Annotated in this window: 19 protein-coding genes; 13 read left to right on the top strand and 6 right to left on the bottom strand. The window is 71.3% G+C overall.

The window, feature by feature from the left end; genetic code table 11:
* From F8A92_RS18585 to F8A92_RS08890, 3 genes are all read left to right on the top strand, one after another.
* The coding region (locus tag F8A92_RS18585) for a type VII secretion protein EccB (protein WP_194291420.1) at positions 1-234 on the top strand (234 nt) is incomplete at its 5' end.
* Positions 235-329: 95 nt separating this feature from the next.
* Positions 330-1,319, top strand: coding sequence for an NAD(P)H-dependent flavin oxidoreductase (locus F8A92_RS08895; protein WP_153504810.1), 990 nt, complete (start codon positions 330-332; stop codon positions 1,317-1,319).
* A gap of 1 nt (position 1,320) precedes the next feature.
* Positions 1,321-1,851 carry a PadR family transcriptional regulator gene (locus F8A92_RS08890; RefSeq protein WP_153504809.1) on the top strand — a complete coding sequence of 177 codons (531 nt, stop codon included), beginning with the start codon at positions 1,321-1,323 and terminating at the stop codon, positions 1,849-1,851.
* 101 nt (positions 1,852-1,952) lie between these two features.
* Here F8A92_RS08890 and F8A92_RS08885 read toward each other — a convergent pair whose 3' ends face one another.
* Complete coding sequence (locus tag F8A92_RS08885; protein WP_153504808.1) at positions 1,953-2,825, bottom strand: SDR family oxidoreductase; 873 nt, start codon at positions 2,823-2,825, stop codon at positions 1,953-1,955.
* 103 nt (positions 2,826-2,928) lie between these two features.
* Here F8A92_RS08885 and F8A92_RS08880 point away from each other — a divergent pair, with 103 nt between their 5' ends.
* From F8A92_RS08880 to F8A92_RS08870, 3 genes are all read left to right on the top strand, one after another.
* Positions 2,929-4,332, top strand: a complete 1,404-nt coding sequence (locus F8A92_RS08880; RefSeq protein ID WP_153504807.1) for a magnesium chelatase — start codon at positions 2,929-2,931, stop codon at positions 4,330-4,332.
* A gap of 2 nt (positions 4,333-4,334) precedes the next feature.
* Positions 4,335-6,290 (top strand): vWA domain-containing protein, encoded by a 1,956-nt coding sequence (locus tag F8A92_RS08875; RefSeq protein WP_153504806.1) that lies wholly within the window; start codon positions 4,335-4,337, stop codon positions 6,288-6,290.
* Between the two features lie 79 nt (positions 6,291-6,369).
* Positions 6,370-7,071, top strand: coding sequence for a nitroreductase (locus F8A92_RS08870; RefSeq protein ID WP_153504805.1), 702 nt, complete (start codon positions 6,370-6,372; stop codon positions 7,069-7,071).
* A 438-nt stretch (positions 7,072-7,509) separates the two neighbouring features.
* Here the strand turns inward: F8A92_RS08870 and F8A92_RS08865 are convergent, their stop codons facing one another.
* The 3 genes from F8A92_RS08865 to F8A92_RS08855 are packed head-to-tail and all read right to left on the bottom strand — an operon-like array spanning position 7,510 to position 10,185.
* A complete protein-coding gene (locus F8A92_RS08865) occupies positions 7,510-8,190 on the bottom strand; it encodes a nitroreductase (protein WP_153504804.1) in 681 nt (226 codons plus the stop codon).
* Between the two features lie 12 nt (positions 8,191-8,202).
* On the bottom strand, positions 8,203-9,195 hold the full coding sequence (locus F8A92_RS08860; protein ID WP_153504803.1) for an NADPH:quinone oxidoreductase family protein: 993 nt from the start codon (positions 9,193-9,195) through the stop codon (positions 8,203-8,205).
* 15 nt (positions 9,196-9,210) lie between these two features.
* Positions 9,211-10,185 carry an NAD(P)H-dependent flavin oxidoreductase gene (locus F8A92_RS08855; RefSeq protein WP_153504802.1) on the bottom strand — a complete coding sequence of 325 codons (975 nt, stop codon included), beginning with the start codon at positions 10,183-10,185 and terminating at the stop codon, positions 9,211-9,213.
* A gap of 106 nt (positions 10,186-10,291) precedes the next feature.
* Here F8A92_RS08855 and F8A92_RS08850 point away from each other — a divergent pair, with 106 nt between their 5' ends.
* The 3 genes from F8A92_RS08850 to F8A92_RS08840 are packed head-to-tail and all read left to right on the top strand — an operon-like array spanning position 10,292 to position 12,839.
* Positions 10,292-11,191, top strand: a complete 900-nt coding sequence (locus tag F8A92_RS08850; RefSeq protein WP_153504801.1) for an enoyl-CoA hydratase-related protein — start codon at positions 10,292-10,294, stop codon at positions 11,189-11,191.
* A gap of 18 nt (positions 11,192-11,209) precedes the next feature.
* Complete coding sequence (locus F8A92_RS08845) at positions 11,210-12,262, top strand: DNA polymerase IV (protein WP_153504800.1); 1,053 nt, start codon at positions 11,210-11,212, stop codon at positions 12,260-12,262.
* Between the two features lie 58 nt (positions 12,263-12,320).
* The gene (locus tag F8A92_RS08840; protein WP_153504799.1) at positions 12,321-12,839 is read left to right on the top strand and encodes a gamma carbonic anhydrase family protein; all 519 of its coding nucleotides are present in this window, start codon (positions 12,321-12,323) and stop codon (positions 12,837-12,839) included.
* On the opposite strand, the gene F8A92_RS08835 is transcribed toward F8A92_RS08840, so the two are convergent.
* Positions 12,836-13,168 (bottom strand): histone-like nucleoid-structuring protein Lsr2, encoded by a 333-nt coding sequence (locus F8A92_RS08835; protein WP_153504798.1) that lies wholly within the window; start codon positions 13,166-13,168, stop codon positions 12,836-12,838. The genes F8A92_RS08840 and F8A92_RS08835 overlap by 4 nt on opposite strands.
* A 127-nt stretch (positions 13,169-13,295) precedes the next feature.
* Between F8A92_RS08835 and F8A92_RS08830 the strand changes: the two genes are divergently transcribed.
* The 3 genes from F8A92_RS08830 (at position 13,296) to F8A92_RS08820 (ending at position 17,157) form a co-directional block, all read left to right on the top strand.
* Positions 13,296-14,252, top strand: coding sequence for an NAD(P)H-dependent flavin oxidoreductase (locus tag F8A92_RS08830; protein ID WP_153504797.1), 957 nt, complete (start codon positions 13,296-13,298; stop codon positions 14,250-14,252).
* A 23-nt stretch (positions 14,253-14,275) separates the two neighbouring features.
* Entirely contained in the window at positions 14,276-15,823 is a 1,548-nt protein-coding gene (locus F8A92_RS08825) for an AMP-binding protein (RefSeq protein ID WP_153504796.1), read from the top strand.
* 62 nt (positions 15,824-15,885) lie between these two features.
* Positions 15,886-17,157, top strand: a complete 1,272-nt coding sequence (locus F8A92_RS08820) for an MFS transporter (RefSeq protein ID WP_194291419.1) — start codon at positions 15,886-15,888, stop codon at positions 17,155-17,157.
* 304 nt (positions 17,158-17,461) lie between these two features.
* Here the strand turns inward: F8A92_RS08820 and F8A92_RS08815 are convergent, their stop codons facing one another.
* Complete coding sequence (locus F8A92_RS08815; protein ID WP_153504794.1) at positions 17,462-18,997, bottom strand: acyl-CoA synthetase; 1,536 nt, start codon at positions 18,995-18,997, stop codon at positions 17,462-17,464.
* Between the two features lie 92 nt (positions 18,998-19,089).
* Between F8A92_RS08815 and F8A92_RS08810 the strand changes: the two genes are divergently transcribed.
* Positions 19,090-19,911, top strand: coding sequence for a thioesterase family protein (locus F8A92_RS08810; RefSeq protein WP_153504793.1), 822 nt, complete (start codon positions 19,090-19,092; stop codon positions 19,909-19,911).

Below are 19,911 nucleotides of genomic sequence, written 5' to 3'. Positions count from 1 at the left end.
TCGGCACCACCCTCGGGGAGGCGCTGCTGGAGCCGACCCGGATCTACACGCTGCCGCTGCTCGAGCTGCTGGGCCAGCTCCGGCGCGCTGGCCGGCGTCGCGGACGACGCCGCCCTGCGCCGCCTCGGCTACCGGCCGGAGGCCGCGATCGCGGCTCCGGCGGAGCTCTTCGCGGTGCTGCACGCGGGTCCCGAGCTCAGCGTGGCGGCGGCGATGCTGCCCGTCGGTGGGTGAGCCACGCCACAGGCCGCCCCTTTTGCAACTTATTGCAGAATCGGCGGTCGGGTTCCTACGATGGGTCGCATACCCGCCCTCGAGAAGGAGCTGTCGTGCCGCTTCCGGAGATCCTCACCCGCCCCCTCGCGCTGCCCGTCGTGGGCTCGCCGCTGTTCATCGTGTCCGGCCCCGAGCTCGTCATCGCGCAGTGCGAGGCCGGCGTCATCGGCTCCTTCCCCGCGCTCAACGCGCGCCCGCAGGAGGTCCTGCACGACTGGCTCGACCGGATCACCGAGGAGCTCGCGAAGTTCGCCGCGGACAACCCGGACAAGCCGGTGGCGCCGTACGCCGTCAACCAGATCGTGCACCGCTCCAACGACCGGCTGGACGCCGACGTCCAGGCGTGCGTCGACCACGAGGTGCCGATCGTGATCACCTCGCTCGGCGCGCGCGCCGACGTGTACGACGCGATCCACTCCTACGGCGGGATCGTGCTGCACGACGTGATCAACAACGACTTCGCGCACAAGGCGATCGACAAGGGCGCCGACGGCCTCATCGCGGTCGCCGCGGGCGCCGGCGGCCACGCGGGCACCCAGTCGCCGTTCGCGCTGCTGCAGGAGATCCGCGAGTGGTTCGACGGGCCGCTGCTGCTGTCGGGGTCGATCGCGCACGGCCGCAACATCCTCGCCGCGCAGGCCGCGGGCGCCGACATGGCGTACATCGGGTCGGCGTTCATCGCCACCGAGGAGGCGAACGCCGCCCAGGGCTACAAGCAGATGCTGGTCGACTCGCAGGCCGGCGACATCGTCTACTCCAACCTGTTCACCGGCGTGCACGGCAACTACCTGCGCGGCTCGATCATCAACGCCGGGCTCGACCCGGTCGCGCTGCCGGAGTCCGATCCGTCGAAGATGAACTTCGGCTCGGGCGGCAACACGAAGTCGAAGGCGTGGAAGGACATCTGGGGCTCGGGCCAGGGCGTCGGCGTCATCAAGGACGTCCCGCCGGTGGCCGACCTCGTGGCGCGCATGCGGCGCGAGTACGACGAGGCCCGCGAGCGCCTGCAGGGCCTGACCCAGCAGGCCGAGCTCGTCGGCTAGCGTGTCGCTGCGCTTCGCGATCCTGACGGCGCTGACCGAGAAGTCCTCGACCGGTATCGAGCTCGCGCGGCGCTTCGATCGCTCCATCGGGTACTTCTGGCCGGCGTCCCACCAGCAGATCTACCGCGAGCTCGACAAGCTCGAGGGCGACGGGCTGGTAAGTGTCGCCACGTCTGACAAGCCGCCCGCGCGCGGGAACCCGAAGGTCTTCGCGGTTACCGCCGCAGGCACCGACGAGCTGCGCGAGTGGGCCGGCGAACCGGGTGAGCCGCGCAAGGCCCGGGATCCGCTCATGGTGCGCATCCGGGCCGCGGCCGCGCTCGGGGACGTCGATCCGCGCCCCGGCCTCGAGCGGCACCTGCAGCTGCACCTTGCGACCCTTGCCGAGTACGAGGCGATCGAGGCCAAGCAATTCAGCGGCGACCTCGACCGCGCCGCCCAGCTGCAGCTGCTGGTGCTGCGGTCCGGCATCGCGAGCCAGCGCGCGTGGGTCGAGTGGTGCCGGCAGGCGCTGGCCGACCTCTCCGGCTGACACCGCTCGGCTTGTCGGCCGGCGATGACTGACAAGGTGCCTACTTGTGCACGCCAGACGCTGCACAGGTAGGCACCTTGTCGCTCCTCACCGACCTCCGGCTAGGACTGGCTGGTCTGGACCTGCTTGCCCTCCTTGGCGGAGGACATGTCCACGATCTTGCTCCAGTTGTCCGCTACGTCCGCGAGCGTCGCGACGTGGTCGAACGTGTGGCCCGCGCTGGCGAAGTAGGCCACGCGCTGCACCAGGCCGCCGCCGGCGACGAACACCGAGCCGGTGTCGGTGGACTCGTCGCTCATCAGGTAGCCGACGACCGGCGCGACGTGCTCGGGCGCGAGGCTCTGCAGGCGCTCCTCGCTCATGAGGTCCTCGGTCATGCGGGTCGCGGCGATCGGCGCCATGGCGTTGGCGTTGATGTTGTACTTCGCACCCTCGATGGCGAGCGTGTTGATCAGCCCGACGAGGCCCAGCTTCGCGGCGCCGTAGTTCGCCTGCCCGAAGTTGCCGTAGATGCCGCTGGTCGAGGTGGCGACCACGATGCGGCCGTACTTCTGCTCGCGGAAGTGCGGCCACGCCGCGTGCGTCACGTAGTACCCGCCGTACAGGTGCACCTGCTGGACGGCGTCCCACGCGGCGGCGTCCATCTTCCCGTAGGAGACGTCGCGCAGGATGCCGGCGTTGCTGACCACGCCGTCGATGCCGCCGAAGGCGTCGATGCAGGTCTGCACGATCGCCTTGCCGCCGTCCTCGGTCGCGACGCTGTCGTAGTTGGCGACCGCCTCGCCGCCCTCGTCCTGGATCTCCTTGACGACGGCGTCCGCCATCGCCGACCCGCCGCCCGAGCCGTCGCGGGCACCGCCCAGGTCGTTGATCACGACCTTGGCGCCCTCCCTGGCCAGCAGCTTCGCGTACTCGCGGCCGAGGCCGCCACCCGCTCCGGTCACCACGATGCGTCGTCCGGCAACTCCGGTCATCTTCAGCCCTCTCTCGTGTGGATAGTCCCCGTCGAGCATCGCGATCGCGGCGGCGTTCGGCAACCCGTGGCCGATCTGTGAGACGCGGCATACTCTCGTGGGCATGGCAGGCACGAAGCGACCCGAGAACACGACCGTCGGCGCGCTGCGCGGCAGCGGGCACCGCCTGCGCACGGTCAAGCAGGAGCTGCGCGAGAACCTCATCGCCCGGCTGCGCGCCGGCGAGCCGTCGCTGCCGGGCATGGTCGGCATGGACGACACGGTGGTGCCCGAGGTCGAGCGCGCCGTGCTGGCCGGGCACGACTTCGTGCTGCTGGGCGAGCGCGGCCAGGGCAAGACCCGGTTGATGCGGACCCTCGTCGGCCTGCTCGACGAGTGGACGCCGGTCATCGAGGGCTCGGAGATCAACGAGCACCCGTTCCATCCGGTGACCCGCGGCAGCATCGAGCGGGCCGCCGCGCTCGGCGACGACCTGCCGGTGAGCTGGTGGCACCGCGACGAGCGGTACGGCGAGAAGCTGGCGACCCCGGACACCAGCGTGGGCGACCTGATCGGCGACGTCGATCCGACGAAGATCGCCGAGGGCCGTCGCCTCGGCGACCCGCAGACCGTGCACTACGGGTTGCTGCCCCGGTTCAACCGCGGCATCTTCGGCATCAACGAGCTGCCCGACCTCGCCGAGCGCATCCAGGTCGGCCTGTTCAACGTCCTCGAGGAGCGTGACGTGCAGATCCGCGGGTACGCGCTGCGGCTCCCGCTGGACCTGCTGCTGGTGGCCTCGGCCAACCCCGAGGACTACACCAACCGCGGCCGGATCATCACGCCGCTGAAGGACCGCTTCGGCGCCGAGATCCGCACCCACTACCCCGAGGACGTCGAGCAGGACGTCGCGCTGATCCGCCAGGAGGCCGAGCTCGCGGCCGCCGTCCCCGACCATCTGCTGCGCGTCATCGCCGAGCTGACCTCGCAGCTGCGCGAGTCGCCGGCCATCGACCAGCGCTCGGGCGTGTCGGCGCGGTTCGCGGTCGCCGCCGCGGAGGCCGTCGCGGCGTCCGCGCTGCGCCGCGGCGCGATCGTCGACGAGAACGACCCGGTCGCGCGCATCGGCGACCTGCCGGCGGTGCTCGGCACGCTGCGCGGCAAGCTCGAGTTCGAGATGGGCGAGGAGGGCCGCGAGGACGAGATCCTCGACCATCTCGGCCGCAACGCGACCGCGGCGGTGTTCCGTGACCGGCTGGCCGGCGTCGACCTGTCGCCGTTCACCAACCTGTTCGCCGACGAGGACACCACCGTCGAGACCGGCGCACTGGTCCCGGCGTCCTCGCTGCTGCAGCAGTTCGGCCGGGTCGAGGGGCTCTCCACGGTGCTGCGCCGGCTCGGCGTGAGCGAGGACGACGTGACTCCCGGGCAAGTCGCGGCCGCGATCGAGCTGGTGCTCGAGGGCCTGTACCTGACGCGGCGCATCTCCAAGCAGTCGGTCGACGGCACGACGGTCTACGGCAGCTGAAGATGTCCCGCCGTCCGCATCGCTTCCGCTACGGCGCCTGGCGTGAGGGTCCCGACCCGCTCGCCTCGCCGTACGACGTCCGGGAGGCGGTCGAGCAGGTCGGCCGCGAGATGCTCTCCGGCCGCAACGTGCGCGACGCGCTGCGCGAGCTGTTCCGCCGCGGGGTGGGCGACCGGCCCGGGCTGGACGAGCTGCGCGAGCGGCTGCGCCGGCGGCGTGAGGAGCTGCGCAAGCGCGGCGACCTCGGCGGCGCGATCGACCGGGCGCGGGCGCAGCTCGATCAGGCGCTCGCCCTGGAGCGCGATCAGCTCGCCTCGGAGACCAGCGACGAGGCCCGGTTCGCCGAGCTCGAGCTGGACACGCTCCCCGACTCGGTCGCGCCCGCCGTGCAGGCCCTGAAGGAGTACTCCTGGCACTCCGACGAGGCGCGCCAGCTGTACGAGCAGATCAGCGAGGGGCTGCGCAACGAGATCATGCAGCAGCAGTTCGCGGGCCTGAAGGAGGCTCTGCAGAACCCGGATCCCGCCGCGATGCAGAGCATCCGCGACATGCTGGCCGACCTGAACTCGCTGCTGGCCAACCACGCCAAGGGCGAGGACACCACCGAGCAGTTCGAGCAGTTCATGCGCGATCACGGCGAGTACTTCCCGGACGATCCGAAGGACGTCGACGAGCTCATCGAGCAGCTCGCGCGACGCCAGGCCGAGACCGAGCGGCTGATGCGCTCGCTCAGCCCCGAGCAGCGCGCCGAGCTCGCCGCGCTGATGGAGCAGGCCCTGCAGGACGCCGACCTCGCCAGCGAGATGGCGCAGCTGCGCGACAACCTGACCACGCTGCGGCCGGGGATGATGCGCCGGCCCGGCGTGCGAGCCAGCGGCACCGAGCCGCTGGGGTACGGCGAGGCGACCGGGCTGATCGGCGAGATGTCCGACCTGGACGCCCTCGAGCAGCAGCTGGCCCCGAACGACTACGGCTCGACGCTGGACGACATCGACGTCGAGGTGCTCGAGCGGCAGCTGGGCAGCGGCGCGCGCGCCGACCTCGAGGCGCTGCGCGAGCTGGAGTACCAGCTGCAGCGCCAGGGCTGGCTGCGTCGCGAGGGCGACCGGCTGCGGCTGACACCGAAGGCGCTGCGGCAGCTGGGCGAGGCGACGCTGCGCCGGATCTTCGCCGAGCTCGACGCCCGGCATGCGGGCACCCACGACGACCAGCGCGTGGGGGCCGCCGACGAGCGTACCGGGGCATTCCTGCCGTGGCGCTTCGGTCTGGAGCAGCCGATCGACGCCGTCCGCACGACCACCAACGCCGTGCTGCGCAGGGCGGCCGGTGACGACGACCGGCTGCTGCGGACCGAGGACTTCGTCGTCGCCGAGACCGAACGCCGCACCCAGGCCGCGGTCGCGCTGTGCGTCGACCTGTCCTTCTCGATGGTGCAGCAGGAGCGCTGGGAGCCGATGAAGCAGACCGCGCTGGCGCTGGCGCACCTGGTCGAGTCGCGGTTCCGCGACGACGCGCTGGAGATCATCGGCTTCAACCTCGCCGCCCGCTCGCTGTCCCCGCTCGAGCTGGCGGAGGTCGAGCCCGAGTGGGTGCAGGGCACCAACCTCGAGCACGCCCTCATGCTGGCCGGGCGGCACGTGCGGAAGTTCCCCAGCGCCGAGCCGGTCGTGCTGGTGGTGACCGACGGCGAGCCGACCGCGCACCTGCTCGGCGGCGATCCGTGGTTCGAGTACCCGCCGAGCCCGGACTGCATCCGGGCCACCGTCGCGCAGGTCGACGCGCTGAGCCGGTACGGCGCGACGCTCAACTTCTTCCGCCTCGGCGACGATCCGGGGCTCGCCCGGTTCATGGACGCGATCGCCCGCCGCGCCGGTGGTCGGGTCTTCGCGCCGTCGCTCGAGCGGCTCGGGGAGTACGTCGTGAGCGACTACCTCCGCGCCCGCCGCAAGACCCGCTGAGCCGAACGCGCGGACGCGCGCGCAGCCTCGGCGCGCGGGTCGGTAATGTCGCACGGAACGCTCACGGGAGGCCAGCCATATGGAGTACGCAGAGGTCGTGCACGGACGACGCAGCATCCGCGGGTACAAGCCCGACCCCGTGCCGCGCGAGGTCATCCAGGAAGTCGTCGAGATGGCGATGCGCGCGCCGTCGTCGCTGAACACCCAACCATGGCACTTCTACATCGTCACCGGCGAGCCGCTCGACCGGATCCGGCACGGCAACACCGAGCGCAACCTGGCCGGCGTCCCGCACTCGCGCGAGTTCCGCGTGTCCGAGGCATACCAGGGTGAGCACCGCGAGCGGCAGATCGAGATCGCCAAGCAGCTCTTCGCGGCCATGGGGATCGCCCGCGAGGACAAGAACGCGCGCCAGGACTGGGTGCTGCGCGGATTCCGGCAGTTCGATGCACCCGTGTCGGTCGTCATCACCTACGACCGCGAGCTGCTCGACAACGACATCGCGCCGTTCGACTGCGGAGCGGTGACCAACGCGCTGGTCAACGCCGCCTGGTCGAAGGGACTGGGCTGCGTCATCAACAGCCAGGGCATCATGCAGTCCCCCGTCGTCCGCGAGCACGCCGGCATCGCCGACGACGAGGTCATCATGATCTGCGTGGCGATGGGCTACCCCGACGACGAGTTCCCCGCCAACGCGGTCGTGTCGCGGCGCAAGCCGGTCGAGGACGCCGTCGTTTGGGTCGGCTTCGAGGACGACGCCGAGGCCGAGCGCTCGGCCTAGCAGCCTGCGGTCGCCAACGCTTAACCCTCGCGGCGTCTCGACGTCGGGCTCATTCCTCGCCCTCGCTCGACGACCGTGTAGGTGCGACTCTCGACGTCGGGCTCGTTCCTCGCCCTCGCTCGACGACCGTAGTAATCATGGAGCTCGCGACGACCGTTGGACGCGGCCCCGGTCACCGTCGTCCGCCCCCTTTCACGGTCGTCGAGCGAGCGGAGCCGATAGGCGCAGCGACGTCGAGACGACGCAAGCCGCCCGGAATCACGAGCACCGCACAGCCGGCACGTCTCGACGTCGGGCTCGTTCCTCGCCCTCGCTCGACGACCGTGTAGGTGCGACTCTCGACGTCGGGCTCGTTCCTCGCCCTCGCTCGACGACCGTGTAGGTGCGACGTCTCGACGTCGGGCTCGTTCCTCGCCCTCGCTCGACGACCGTGGAATGCTACTGGGCGCGCAGCGTCGCGTCGTCGATCCACTCGCTCGGATCGGCGCGGTCGGAGCGCCAGGTGTTGATCGGGTGCTCGAGGTCCTCGTAGCCGATCGCCAGACCGCAGAACAGCATGACGTCCTCGGGGATGTCGAGCGTCTCGTAGACGACCTTGTGCCAGCTGGTCCAGGTCTCCTGGGGGCAGGTCGCCAGGCCGCGCTCCACGGCCAGCAGCATCACGTTCTGCAGGTACATGCCGACGTCGGACCACTGCGGCGGACCCATCCGCCGGTCGATGCCGACCAGCACCGCCGCCGGTGCGCCGAAGAAGTCGAAGTTGTTGCCGAACTGGGCCCGCCGGCCGGCCTTGTCCTCCCGCGGGATGCCGATGGCGGCGTACAGGTCCTGCCCGTTCTTGAAGCGGCGCGAGCGGTAGGGCTCCCACAGGTCGGGCGGGTACACGTCGTACTCGGGCTCCTGGCCCATCGGGAACTCCTCGCGCAGCCCGCGCACCTTCGCCCGGAAGGTCTCCAGCACCTCGCCGGTCAGCACCCACAGCCGCCACGGCTGCACGTTGCCGCCGGACGCCGCCTGCGCGGCGTCGACCAGCAGCCGGCGGAGGTCGGCCGGGTCGACCTGCTGCGAGGTGAACGCGCGGACCGACTTGCGGGCCGCGACGGCCTCGGATACCGACATTCCCATGTGCTCCTACTTTCGGTGTGTAGCGTCGATGTCGGCCACCCGGACGACGACCTTGCCGACCGCGCGCCGCTCGGCCATCCGGCGGAAGGCCTCGCCGACGTCGTCCAGGTCGACCAGGTCGTCGATGGCCGGGTTCAGCTCGCCCGACGCCAGCCAGGTCGCGATCTGCGCGTTCATCTGCTGCCAGGTCTCCGGCTCGCGGCGCTGCACCTGCGCGATGTCCACACCGACCAGCGAGGCGCCCTTCAGCAGCGCGATGTTGTACCGGGCGGACGGGATGTCTCCCGACGCGAAGCCGATCACCAGATGCCGGCCGCGCCAGGCGAGCGCCCGGAACGCCTCCTCACCGAGCGCGCCGCCGACCGGGTCGAAGATGACGTCGACGTCCAGCCCGCGTTCCTTCAGCGCGGCCCGCCAGCCGGGATCGGCGGTGTCGACGGCCTCGTCCGCACCGGCCCGGACGGCGTACTGCCGCTTGTCCTCCGTCGAGGCGCCGGCGAGCACCCGCAGCCCGAGCAACCGGCCGACCGCGATCGCCGCGGTGCCGGTGCCGCCGGCGGCCCCCAGGACGAGCAGCGTCTCGCCCGGGCGCGCCTCCGCGCGGTGCCGCAGCGCGAAGAGCGCCGTCAGGTAGTTGACCCGGACGGCCGCCGCCACGGCGAACGACACGGCGTCGGGCAGCACCTCCGTCGCCGCCGCCGGGGCGACGGCGTACTCGGCGAGGCCGCCGCGCGACACGTTGGCGGTCACCCGATCGCCCGTCCGCAGCCCCGCGCCGGGACCGACTGCCTCGACGACGCCGGCGATCTCCGAGCCGGGCACGAACGGCAGCGGATCCTTCGTCTGGTACTTGCCTTGCACCTTCAGCCCGTCGACGAACCCGAGACCGACGGCGGCCACCCGGATCAGCACCTCGCCCTCACCCGGCTCGGGAACCGGTGCATCGCTGATCTCAAGGCGATCCAGCGGTGCGTACTCACCGACAACGAGGGCGCGCACGGTGCTCTCCTCGGCTCAGGCGAACATCGCGGCGAGGCGCTGCGTGGTGATCTCACGGGCCTGCGCGACCGTCCGGTCGATGAGCTCCTTGACGGTGGGGATGTCGTAGATCAGGCCCGCGACCATGCCGCACGACCAGGCGCCGGCGTCCATGTCGCCCTCGATCATGACCTTCGGGTACACCCCGGCCACCTCGGGCGCGATGTCCTCGAAGGTGATGTCCTTGCCGAGCTCGCCTTCCTTCTGCAGCAGGCGATCCACCGCGTCGTTGCGCAGGACGCGCTCGGTGTTGCGCAGCGGTCGCATGACCAGCCGCGTGTCGAGCTCGGTGGCCTGCACCAGCGCCTGCTTGACGTTGTCGTGGATCGGCGCTTCCTTGGTCGCCATGAAGCGGGTGCCCATGTTGATGCCGTCGGCGCCCATCGCCAGCGACGCGGCGAGCGAGCGGCCGTCCGCCTGGCCGCCGGAGGCGATGAACGGGATCTCCAGCTGGTCCTGCGCGCGCGGCAGCAGGATCATGTTCGGGATGTCGTCCTCACCCGGGTGGCCGCCGCACTCGAACCCGTCGACGCTCACCGCGTCGCAGCCGATCTCCTGGGCCTTGAGCGAGTGACGCACGGTGGTGCACTTGTGGATGACCTTGATGCCGTTGTCCTTCAGGATCGGCAGCCACTTCGCCGGGTTGTTGCCCGCGGTCTCGACGATCTTCACGCCGCCGTCGATGACGGCCTGCACGTAGGCCGGGTAGTCCGGCGGGTTGAGGGTCGGCAGGAAGGTCAGGTTGACCGCGAACGGCTTGTCGGTCATGTCCTTGCACTTCGCGATCTCGTTCGCCAGGTCGCCGGCGCTCTTCTGGGTGAGCGCGGTGATCGTGCCGAGCCCTCCCGCGTTGGACACGGCGGACGCGAGCTCGGCGAACCCGACGTAGTGCATTCCGCCCTGGACGATCGGGTACTGGATGCCGAGCATCTCGGTGATCTTGGTCTTCACGTGGGCTCCTTGGTTCTATAGAAGTCTCCTGTGCTGTCTACCATGCGCAGGAGGGGCGCCCAACGGCGTCCCACACCGACCACCGGTTCACCAGCGAAGGGCACACATGAGCGAGTACACCGAGATCATCTACGACGTCGCGGACGGCGTCGCCACCATCACCCTCAACCGGCCGGACCGGCTGAACGCCTTCACCACGACCATGGCGCGTGAGCTGTCGGACGCCTACCGGGCCGCCGACGCCGACGACGACGTCCGCGTCGTCATCGTGACCGGCGCCGGCCGCGGGTTCTGCGCCGGCGCGGATCTCGGTCGTGGCGGCAACACCTTCAACGCCAACGACGAGAGCCGCAAGAGCGAGCGCGCCGACTTCGGCACCATCGACGGCGTGCCGCGGGACGGCGGCGGCATCGTCACCATGAACGCGGCGGCCTGCCGCAAGCCCATCATCGGCGCGATCAACGGCCCCGCGGTCGGGATCGGCGCCACGATGACGCTGCCGATGGACATCCGCATCGCCGCCGAGTCGGCCAAGTTCGGGTTCGTCTTCGCGCGCCGCGGCCTGGTCCCCGAGGCCGGGTCCAGCTGGTTCCTGCCGCGCGTCGTCGGCATCTCGCAGGCCATGGAGTGGGTCGCCACCGGCCGGGTGTTCCCCGCGTCGGAGGCGCTGGCCGGCGGCCTGGTCTCGCGGGTCGTCCCGGACGCCGACCTGCTGCCCACGGCGCGCGCCATCGCCGCCGAGATCGTCGAGAACACCTCGGCGGTGTCGGTCGCCCTCTCCAAGCAGCTGCTGTGGTCGATGCTCGGCAAGGAGTCGCCGTTCGACGCGCACCGCGCCGACTCCAAGGCGATCTACGAGCTCGGCCAGGGCGCCGACGTCGCCGAGGGCGTGATGTCGTTCCTGGAGAAGCGCGCTCCGGAGTTCCCGCTCAAGGCGAGCCGCGACTTCACCGACGTCGTGCCGCGGTGGCCGTCGCGCCCGGAGGACGTCGACTCCGCCGTCTGAGCGAGGCAGGATCGAGGCATGCCCGCCGAGTCCCGGGACTTCCCCCGGATCCTGCACGTCGATCTCGACCAGTTCCAGGTCTCGGTCGAGCGGCAGCGCGACCCGTCGCTCATCGGCAGGGTCGTGGTGGTCGGCGGCAACGGCGATCCGCAGGAGCCGCGCAAGGTCGTGACCTGCGCGTCCTACGAGGCGCGCGCGCTCGGGGTGCACGCGGGCATGCCGCTGCGCACCGCCGCGCGCAAGGTCCCGGACGCGGTGTGGCTGCCGACCGACCACGCCACCTACGACGAGTGGTCCGCACAAGTGATGAGCGCCCTGCGGGCCACTGCGCCGGCGGTCGAGGTGTGGGGCTGGGACGAGGCGTTCGCCGGGTGCGACGGCGACCCGGTCGCGCTGGCCGCCGCCGTCCGCGCCGCGATCGCCGACGCGACCGGCCTCCCGAGCGCGGTGGGCATCAGCGACAACAAGCAGCGGGCCAAGATGGCCACCGGGTTCGCGAAGAAGTCCGAGCAGCGGTACTTCGTGCTCGACGACGGCAACTGGCTCGAGCTGATGGGCGAGCGGCCCTGCATCGACCTGTGGAGCGTCGGGCCGCGGATCGCCCAGCGCCTGGCCGGCCTCGGCGTCCGGACGGTCAACGAGCTCATCGCGACCGACCGAGACGACCTGGTCGCCGCGTTCGGCCCGCACCAGGGCGGCTGGCTCTACGTGCTGTGCCGCGGCTGGGGCGATCGCAGCATCGTCACCAGGCCGGAGGCCGCGAAGTCGCACAGCAAGGTCGAGACGTTCGCCCGCGACCTCGCCGAGCCGCACGAGATCGAACGCGAGCTCGTGCGCCTCACCGCCGAGCTGCGTGAGCAGATCCTGGCCGAGCGCCGCGTCGTGTTCCGGGTGGCCGTCACGATCCGCACGTCGACGTTCTACACCCGCACCAAGTCGCACAAGCTCGCGGAGCCGACGACCGACCTCGACGTCCTCGAGCGTGAGGTGCTGGCGTTGCTGCCCAAGTTCGAGATCGACCGGCCGGTGCGGCTGCTCGGGCCGCGCTTCGACCTGGTTCCCGTCGACTGACCGCCGCCCGGCGCTATGGTGGCGCCACCGAAGTCCCCCACGCACGAGGAGCCCGCCGATGCCGCTGTTCGAGTTCGAAGGTACGTCCCCGCAGATCCACGAGACGGCGTTCATCGCGCCGACCGCGAGCGTCATCGGGGACGTCACGGTCGAGGAAGGCGCCTCGGTCTGGTACGGCACCGTGCTGCGCGCCGACTTCGGGCCGATCTGGATCCGCCGCGGGGCGAACGTCCAGGACAACTCGACGCTGCACGGCGGCCCGAACGGCACGGAGGTCGGCGAGGGCGCCACGATCGGCCACAACTGCGTCGTGCACGGCGCCCGCATCGGCAAGGAGGCGCTGGTCGGCAACGGCTCGATCGTGCTCGACGGCGCGGTGGTGGGCGACGGCACGCTGGTCGCCGCGGGCGCGACCGTGACGCCGAACGTCACCCTGGCCGCCGACCGGCTGGCCGTCGGCGCGCCGGCCAAGGACAAGGGCGAGATCGCCGGCGAGCCGAAGCGCTGGGCGACGACGAACCAGCAGACCTACCGCGACCTGGCCCAGCGGCACAAGGCGGGCATCACCGAGGTCTAGCTCGTCGCGGCCTCGTAGGCCTCGACCACCGAGGCCGGGATCCGGCCGCGGTCGTTGACGTCGTAGCCGTTGGCCCGGGCCCACTCGCGGATCGCCGCGGTGTCGCCGCCACCCGCGGACGAGGACTGCCTGGCTGCGGCCGTCGGTCGGCCGCCGCGGGCGCCGACCTTCACCCCGGCCTCGATGAACTCGCCCAGCGCCGCGCGCAGCCGCTGCCGGTTGGCCTCCGACAGGTCGATCCGCCAGGTCTCGCCGTCGAGGGAGAACGTCACCTCGCGAGCGTCTTCGCTTCCGTCGAGATCGTCCACGACGATGGTCCTTCGCGCCATTTGGGGTGCTCCTTCTCCGGTGTCGCCACCAACCCTACGCATGCCGAAGCGGCCAGGTCCGGCGGTTGCCCGCGCTTGGAAACCTGACTCGCGTGTCATATCGTGGCGTGGACACCCGAGGAGGCCCATGCGCGACGACCTGCGTACCGTCCTGCGCGGCCTTCGGCTGCCCGCCATCGCCGCTCCGATGCTGCGCATCTCCGGCCTCCGGCTCGCCGCGGCGGCCTGCCGCGCCGGGGTGGTGGGCGCGTTCCCGACGGTCAACGCGCGCACCCCGGAGCGGCTCGAGGAGTGGCTGCGCACGCTCGACGACGTGCAGCAGGAGGACGGCGCCGCGCCGTACTGCCCCAACCTGATCATCAAGGCGCCGACGATGCGCGAGCACCTGGAGCTGATCCTGCGGCACCGGACCCGCCTGGTGATCACCAGCGTCGGCTCCCCCGCACCGGTCATCGCGCCGCTGCACGACGCCGGCACGCTCGTGCTGGCGGACGTCGGCAGCGTCGCCCACGCCCGGCGCGCGGCGGAGGCCGGCGCCGACGGCCTCGTGCTGCTGACCGCCGGAGCGGGCGGGCAGACCGGGTGGCTCAACCCGTTCTCGTTCGTGGCCGCCGTCCGGGAGTTCTTCGACGGCCACCTCGTCGTCGCCGGCGGCATGTCCGGCGGAGCGTCGCTGCTCGCCGCGCAGGTCGCGGGGTACGACGCGGGCTACTTCGGCACCCGGTTCATCGCCGCGGACGAGAGCGACGCGAGCGAGGGCTACCGCAGCATGCTGGTGGACGCCTCGATGGACGACGTCCTGCTGACCCGCGCCTTCACCGGGCTGCAGACCAACATGCTCATCCCGTCGATCGAGGCCGCCGGCATCGACCCGGCGCGCCTCGACGAGGCGATCTCCCCCGACATGGCCGGCCGGCTGTTCGGGGCGCCGTCGGACGGGCCGCGGCGCTGGCAGGACATCTGGAGCGCCGGGCACAGCGTGTCCGCCGTGCACGAGGTCGCACCCGTCGCGCGGATCGTCGACGAGATCGCCACCGAGTACGCCGCGGCCGGCGCCCGGCTCAACACCCTGACCACGCACTGAACCGCATCACCGCAGGAGGATCCATGCAGCTCGCCGCGCACCAGGGCGGACCGTCGCTCGGACGGCTCGCGCTCCGCACGCTCGACGGCCACCCCGACCGCACCGCGTTCGCGTGGGACGGCGGCAGCGTCACCTACGCCGAGGTCAAGGCGACGGTCGGGCGCTACCAGAAGGTGCTCGCCGACGCCGGCCTGCAGCGCGGCCAGGGGGTCGCTGCGCTGGGCGGCAACCGCTTCGAGGTGTGGGCGATCGGCACCGCCATCCAGGCCCTCGGCCTGTACGTCACCTGGCTGCACCCGATGGGCGGGCTGTCCGACCAGCTGTTCCAGATCGAGGACGCCGAGGTCAGCGCCGTCGTCCTGGACGAGACGCACTACGCCGAGCGCTCGGAGCAGCTGGCCGCCGAGGCCACGCAGCGCGGCCTGCAGGTCTGGACGATGGGCGCGGCGCCGTACGCCGACGACCTGACGTCGGCCGCCGCCGCGGTCGGCGACCAGCCGTTCCTCACGATCGGCGAGCCGGACGACCGCTCGATCGTCAACTACACCGGCGGCACCACCGGCCGGCCCAAGGGCGCCGAGCGGCGGCAGCGCAACGTCGTGCAGGGCGCGATCGACGTCCTCACCGACTTCAACATCCCGCACGGCGCGCAGTACCTGATGGTCGCGCCCATGAGCCACGTCGCCGGCACCAAGATCATGCCGACGCTCATCAACGGCGGCACCGTGCACCTGATGAACGGGTTCGATCCCGGCAAGATCCTGGAGACGATCGAGCAGGAGCGGATCACCACCGCGCTGTTCGTCCCCACGATGATCTACGCGCTGCTCGATCATCCCGACCTGGCCACCCGCGACCTGTCCTCGCTGGAGCTCGTGCTGTACGGCGCGTCGCCGATGTCGGTCAGCCGGCTGCGCGAGGGGATCGAGAAGATCGGTCCGGTCTTCGCGCAGCTGTACGGGCAGACCGAGTGCTACCCGGTCTCGATGCTGACCAAGGAGGACCACGACCTCGCCAACCCGGACCGGCTGCTGTCCTGCGGCAAGCCGGTCGTCGGCGTCGACGTGACGATCCGCGACGAGGCGAACAACGAGGTGCCGGTCGGCACCGCCGGCGAGCTGTGCGTGCGCGGCAGCAGCGCGATGGACGGGTACTGGAAGCGCCCCGATCTCACCGAGGAGGCGCGCGCCGGCGGCTGGCTGCACACCGGCGACATCGCCAAGGTGGACGCCGAGGGCTACCTGTACATCGTCGACCGCAAGAAGGACATGATCATCTCGGGCGGGTTCAACGTGTTCCCGCGCGAGGTCGAGGACGCGCTCACCTCCCACCCCGACGTCGCGGCGGCGGCGGTGTTCGGCGTCCCGCACGAGAAGTGGGGCGAGCAGGTCACGGCGGCCGTGGTGCTCAAGCCCGGCGGCTCGGTCACCCCGGACGCGCTGGTGGAGCACGTGCGCGAGCTCAAGGGCCCGGTGCAGACGCCCAAGGTGATCGAGATCCACGAGGAGCTGCCGCAGACCGCGGTCGGCAAGATCAACAAGCGCGCCCTGCGTGACCACTACTCCGCCTAGCGCCCGCGGTCGGCGGCCGAGTGCCGCCGACCGGGGGCACATGTGACGTAGAGTCGGATTTCGTGAGCACTGCGAAGTTTCCCGGCCCCCGGGTCGTCCTCGGCGGGTTCCTGGCGCTCTCGGTCACGTCCGGCCTGTCGTTCTACGGCATCGCCGTCTACCTGAACGCCTTCACCAAGGAACGCGGCTGGTCGCTGTCGTCCATCTCCTTCGCCACGACGGTGTTCTTCGCGACCGGTGGGCTCGTCGGTCTGGCCGTCGCGCGGCTCATCGCGCGCTACGACGCCCGCCGGGTGATGCTGGTCGGCGCGGTGTCCGGGGCGGCCGCCCTCGCGCTGCTGGGGCACGCGACCTCGGTCTGGATGGTGTACCTGGACTACGTCCTGCTGGCGGTCGGGTTCTCGGCCACCGGGTTGATACCGGTGAGCACCATCGTCACCCGGTGGTACGTCGCGCGCCGGGCGGTCGCCCTGGCGAACGCGTCGGCGGGTCTGTCGGTCGGCGGCATGCTGCTCACCCCGTTCGCCAAGTGGCTCGCCGACGAGGTCCACATGGCGACCGCGACACCGATCCTCGGCGCGATCTGGCTGATCGGCACGGTGCCGGTGATCCTGTTGCTGATCAAGCCCGATCCGGAGGCGCTGGGCTGGATGCCGGACGGCGAGCGACGCGCGCCGTCCACCGTCACCGCGGCCGCGGAGGGCACCCCGTTCCGGGAGGCGGTGACGTCGCGGTTCTTCTGGATGCTCACCGCCGCCTTCATCCTGCTGATGGCCGCGCAGGTGGGCGGCCTCCAGCAGATCGTGAAGCTGGCCGAGGACCGCACGGGGGCGATCGCCGCGGCGTTCGCGACCCTGGCCGTGTCGTCGGCCTCGGTCGTCGGTCGGCTGCTCGCCGGCCGCTCGCTGCACCGTGTCGCGATGACCACCTTCACCGTCGTCATCGGCGTCCTGCAGGGCCTGATGCTGATGCTGCTGGCCGCGACCTACGGCGTCTGGTTCTTCGGCGTCCTGGTGCTGTTCGGCCTCACCGTCGGCAACGTGCTCATGATGCAGTCGCTGCTGATCAGCCAGCGCTTCGGCGTGCGCGACTACGCGCGGCTGTTCAGCCGCCTGCAGCTGTTCGTCATGCTCGGCACCGCGGGAGGCCCGTTCCTGCTGGGCTGGCTGCACGACGTCTCGGGCTCGTACCTGGTGTCCTACCTGGTCGCCGGCGGCCTCTCGATCGTGGGCGCCGCCGTGCTGTGGATGGCCGGGCCTGCCGAGCGCCCGGAGGGCCCGGCCGCCCGCGTTCCCGCGGCCGGCCAGGCAGCCACCTCCCCGCCGCCCGCCTGAGCCCCCTCCCGTCCGCTCACCGTTTCGAGCGAGCGAGCGCGACGTCCCGCTCACGGTCGTCGAGCGAGCGAGGAACGAGCGACGTCGAGACGCCGCAACCCCACAGACCACCGCACCGCGTCTCGACGTCGCCTCCGCCTAGCGGCTCCGGCTCGCTCGACGACCGTGGGGAGTCCACGACGACCGTGGGAGGCGCTCGACGACCGTGGGGAGTCCACGACGACCCTGGGAGGCGCTCGACGACCGTGGGGAGTCCACGACGACCGTGGGAGGCGCCCGACGATCGCGGAAGCGCGGCGCCGGCCTACCGCTGGGGGGCGTAGAGCTCGCGGAGCTTGCCCTTGACCAGCTTCCCGGTCGGCGTCCGGGGCAGCTCGTCGATGAAGTCGACCGAGCGCGGCGCCTTGAACCGGGCGATCCGGGCGCGGACGTAGTCGATGATCTCCGCGGCGAGCTCGTCGCTGGGCTGCACGCCGTCGCGCAGCTGCACCACCGCCTTCACCTGCTGGCCCATCTCGTCGTCCGGGACGCCGATCACGGCGACGTCGTACACCGCGGGGTGCAGCGCGAGGACGTTCTCGACCTCCTGGGGGTAGATGTTCACCCCGCCGCTGATGATCATGAATGCCTTGCGGTCGGTCAGGAACAGGTAGCCGTCCTCGTCGACGTAGCCGATGTCGCCGACCGTCGTCCACTCCGGATGCCGGGGATGCCGCGACTCGGAGGTCTTCTCGGGGGCGTTGTGATACTCGAAGGTGGGCTCGTCGCGCTCGAAGTAGACCATCCCCGCCTCGCCGGTAGGCAGCTCGGTGCCCTCGTCGTCGCAGATCCGGATGATCCCGAGCGCCGCCCGGCCGACGGTCCCGGGCTTGTGCAGCCAGTCCTCCGAGGTCACGATCGTCATGCCTGCGCCTTCCGTGGAGGCGTAGTACTCCACGAGCACCGGTCCCCACCAGTCGATCATCTTCGCCTTGACCTCCGGAGGGCACGGCGCGGCGGCGTGGATGCACAGCCGCAGGCTCGAGTGGTCGTACGTCTCGCGCACCTCCGCCGGAAGCTGCAGCATCCGCACGAACATCGTCGGCACGACCTGGGTCGCGGTGATGCGGTACTTCTCGATGGCCTCGAGCATCGCCTGTGCGTCGAAACGCTCGAGCATGACGACCGTGCCGCCGATGGCCTGCACCGTCGCGCTCCAGCGCAACGGCGCCGCGTGGTAGACCGGCGCGGGGCTGAGGTACACCGAGTCCGAGGACATCCCGAAGTACGTCGTCGCCAGCGCCACGAGCTGGTTGCCGGGCTCGTCGATGGTCCGGTCGGGCAGCGCGGCCTTGATGCCCTTGGGGCGCCCGGTGGTGCCGGAGGAGTAGAGCATGTCGGCGCCCGAGGGCATCTCGGCGAGCGGCTCTCCCGCGCCGGCGATCAGCTCGCTCATGGAGGCGAAGCCCGCGATGTCGCCGGCGAAGGCGAAGTGGTGCCCGACCGCCGGCGACTGGGCCGCCACGTCCAGCGCCAGCGGCGCGATGGAGCCGCTCGCGAAGAGCACCTTCGCCTCGCAGTCGGCGACGATGTAGGCGGCCTCCTCCGCCGTCAGGTGGAAGTTGATCGCGGTGATGTAGAGCCCCGAGCGAAGCGCGGCCCAGTAGATCACGAAGCACTCTGCCTGGTTGTCCGACAGCATGGCGATCACGTCACCCTTGCGCAGCCCCAGGTCGTGCAGCGCGCGAGCGAGCTTCGCCGACTGCTCCTCGAGCTCCCGGTAGGTCAGCTGGGCACCGGAGCCCGCCATGATGATCGCCGGCTTGTCCGGTGTGCTGTTGACGTACGCGCCTGGGTACACGAATTCCTCCACATGGTTGGGCCGGCCGGCGGCCGGTACTGAGCGGTTCCGGCGCCGCGGGGCGCGCCACCGGTGGTGTCTAGACTGCGGATATGACTGCGAACGCGAGCCCGGCAGCCGGGCGCTTCCACGCTGCGACCGCCTCCCGCCGACAGGACGACGGCACGTGGGCGGGCGCCGTCCACGAGGGGTGGGACATCGTGGGCAACGCCAACGGCGGGTACCTGCTCGCGCTGCTCGGCCGCGCGATGCGGGACGCATCCGGTCGCCCGGACGTCGTCGCGATGACCGCCCACTACCTCTCGCCGGGCAAGCCCGGCGAGGTGCGGATCAGCCCACGGGTGCTGAAGTCCGGCCGCAGCTTCGCTACCGTCACAGCCGAGATGTACGCGGGTGAGCGCATCCTGCTGCACGCCACCGGCGAGTTCGGCGACGTCTCTGCGGTGCACGGGCAGATCGAGCGCGTCCTCGGCGCGCCTCCGGAGCTGCCGCCGCCCGACCAGTGCATCCGCGCGGTGCCGGCGAAGGACTTCCCGCCGCCGGTGATGCGCAACTTCGACCTGCGCCTGCACCCCGACGACACCGGGTTCCTCGACGGCCGCCCGCACGGCAAGGCGCTCGTGCGCGGGTGGTTCCGGCTGCTGGACGACGAGCCGATGGACACCCTGACGCTGCTGCTGGCCACCGACGCCTTCCCACCGACGATCTTCAACGCGGCCCTGCCCGTGTCGTGGACGCCGACCGTGGAGCTCACCGTGCACGTGCGGGCACGCCCGCGGACCGAGTGGCTGCGGTGCGAGTTCACCTCGCGCTTCGTCAGCAACGGCTTCCTCGAGGAGGACGGCCTGGTGTGGGACGACGAGGGCCGGATGATCGCGCAGAGCCGGCAGCTCGCGCTCGTGCCACGGGGCTGA

Source organism: Cumulibacter manganitolerans (assembly GCF_009602465.1).
Lineage (GTDB): Bacteria > Actinomycetota > Actinomycetes > Mycobacteriales > Antricoccaceae > Cumulibacter > Cumulibacter manganitolerans.
Note: the sequence above shows the minus strand (reverse complement) of the source record. Positions and strands in the feature narration are given on the sequence as shown.

What these genes read in the sequence shown, in the direction of transcription:
- F8A92_RS08875 (WP_153504806.1), top strand. Translation starts at nt 4,335, where the DNA reads ATGTCCCGCCGTCCGCATCGCTTCCGCTACGGCGCCTGGCGTGAGGGT.
- F8A92_RS08830 (WP_153504797.1), top strand. Translation starts at nt 13,296, where the DNA reads ATGCGCGACGACCTGCGTACCGTCCTGCGCGGCCTTCGGCTGCCCGCC.
- F8A92_RS08880 (WP_153504807.1), top strand. Translation starts at nt 2,929, where the DNA reads ATGGCAGGCACGAAGCGACCCGAGAACACGACCGTCGGCGCGCTGCGC.
- F8A92_RS08850 (WP_153504801.1), top strand. Translation starts at nt 10,292, where the DNA reads ATGAGCGAGTACACCGAGATCATCTACGACGTCGCGGACGGCGTCGCC.
- F8A92_RS08840 (WP_153504799.1), top strand. Translation starts at nt 12,321, where the DNA reads ATGCCGCTGTTCGAGTTCGAAGGTACGTCCCCGCAGATCCACGAGACG.
- F8A92_RS08845 (WP_153504800.1), top strand. Translation starts at nt 11,210, where the DNA reads ATGCCCGCCGAGTCCCGGGACTTCCCCCGGATCCTGCACGTCGATCTC.
- F8A92_RS08865 (WP_153504804.1), bottom strand. Translation starts at nt 8,190, where the DNA reads ATGTCGGTATCCGAGGCCGTCGCGGCCCGCAAGTCGGTCCGCGCGTTC.
- F8A92_RS08825 (WP_153504796.1), top strand. Translation starts at nt 14,276, where the DNA reads ATGCAGCTCGCCGCGCACCAGGGCGGACCGTCGCTCGGACGGCTCGCG.
- F8A92_RS08810 (WP_153504793.1), top strand. Translation starts at nt 19,090, where the DNA reads ATGACTGCGAACGCGAGCCCGGCAGCCGGGCGCTTCCACGCTGCGACC.
- F8A92_RS08835 (WP_153504798.1), bottom strand. Translation starts at nt 13,168, where the DNA reads ATGGCGCGAAGGACCATCGTCGTGGACGATCTCGACGGAAGCGAAGAC.
- F8A92_RS08870 (WP_153504805.1), top strand. Translation starts at nt 6,370, where the DNA reads ATGGAGTACGCAGAGGTCGTGCACGGACGACGCAGCATCCGCGGGTAC.
- F8A92_RS08885 (WP_153504808.1), bottom strand. Translation starts at nt 2,825, where the DNA reads ATGACCGGAGTTGCCGGACGACGCATCGTGGTGACCGGAGCGGGTGGC.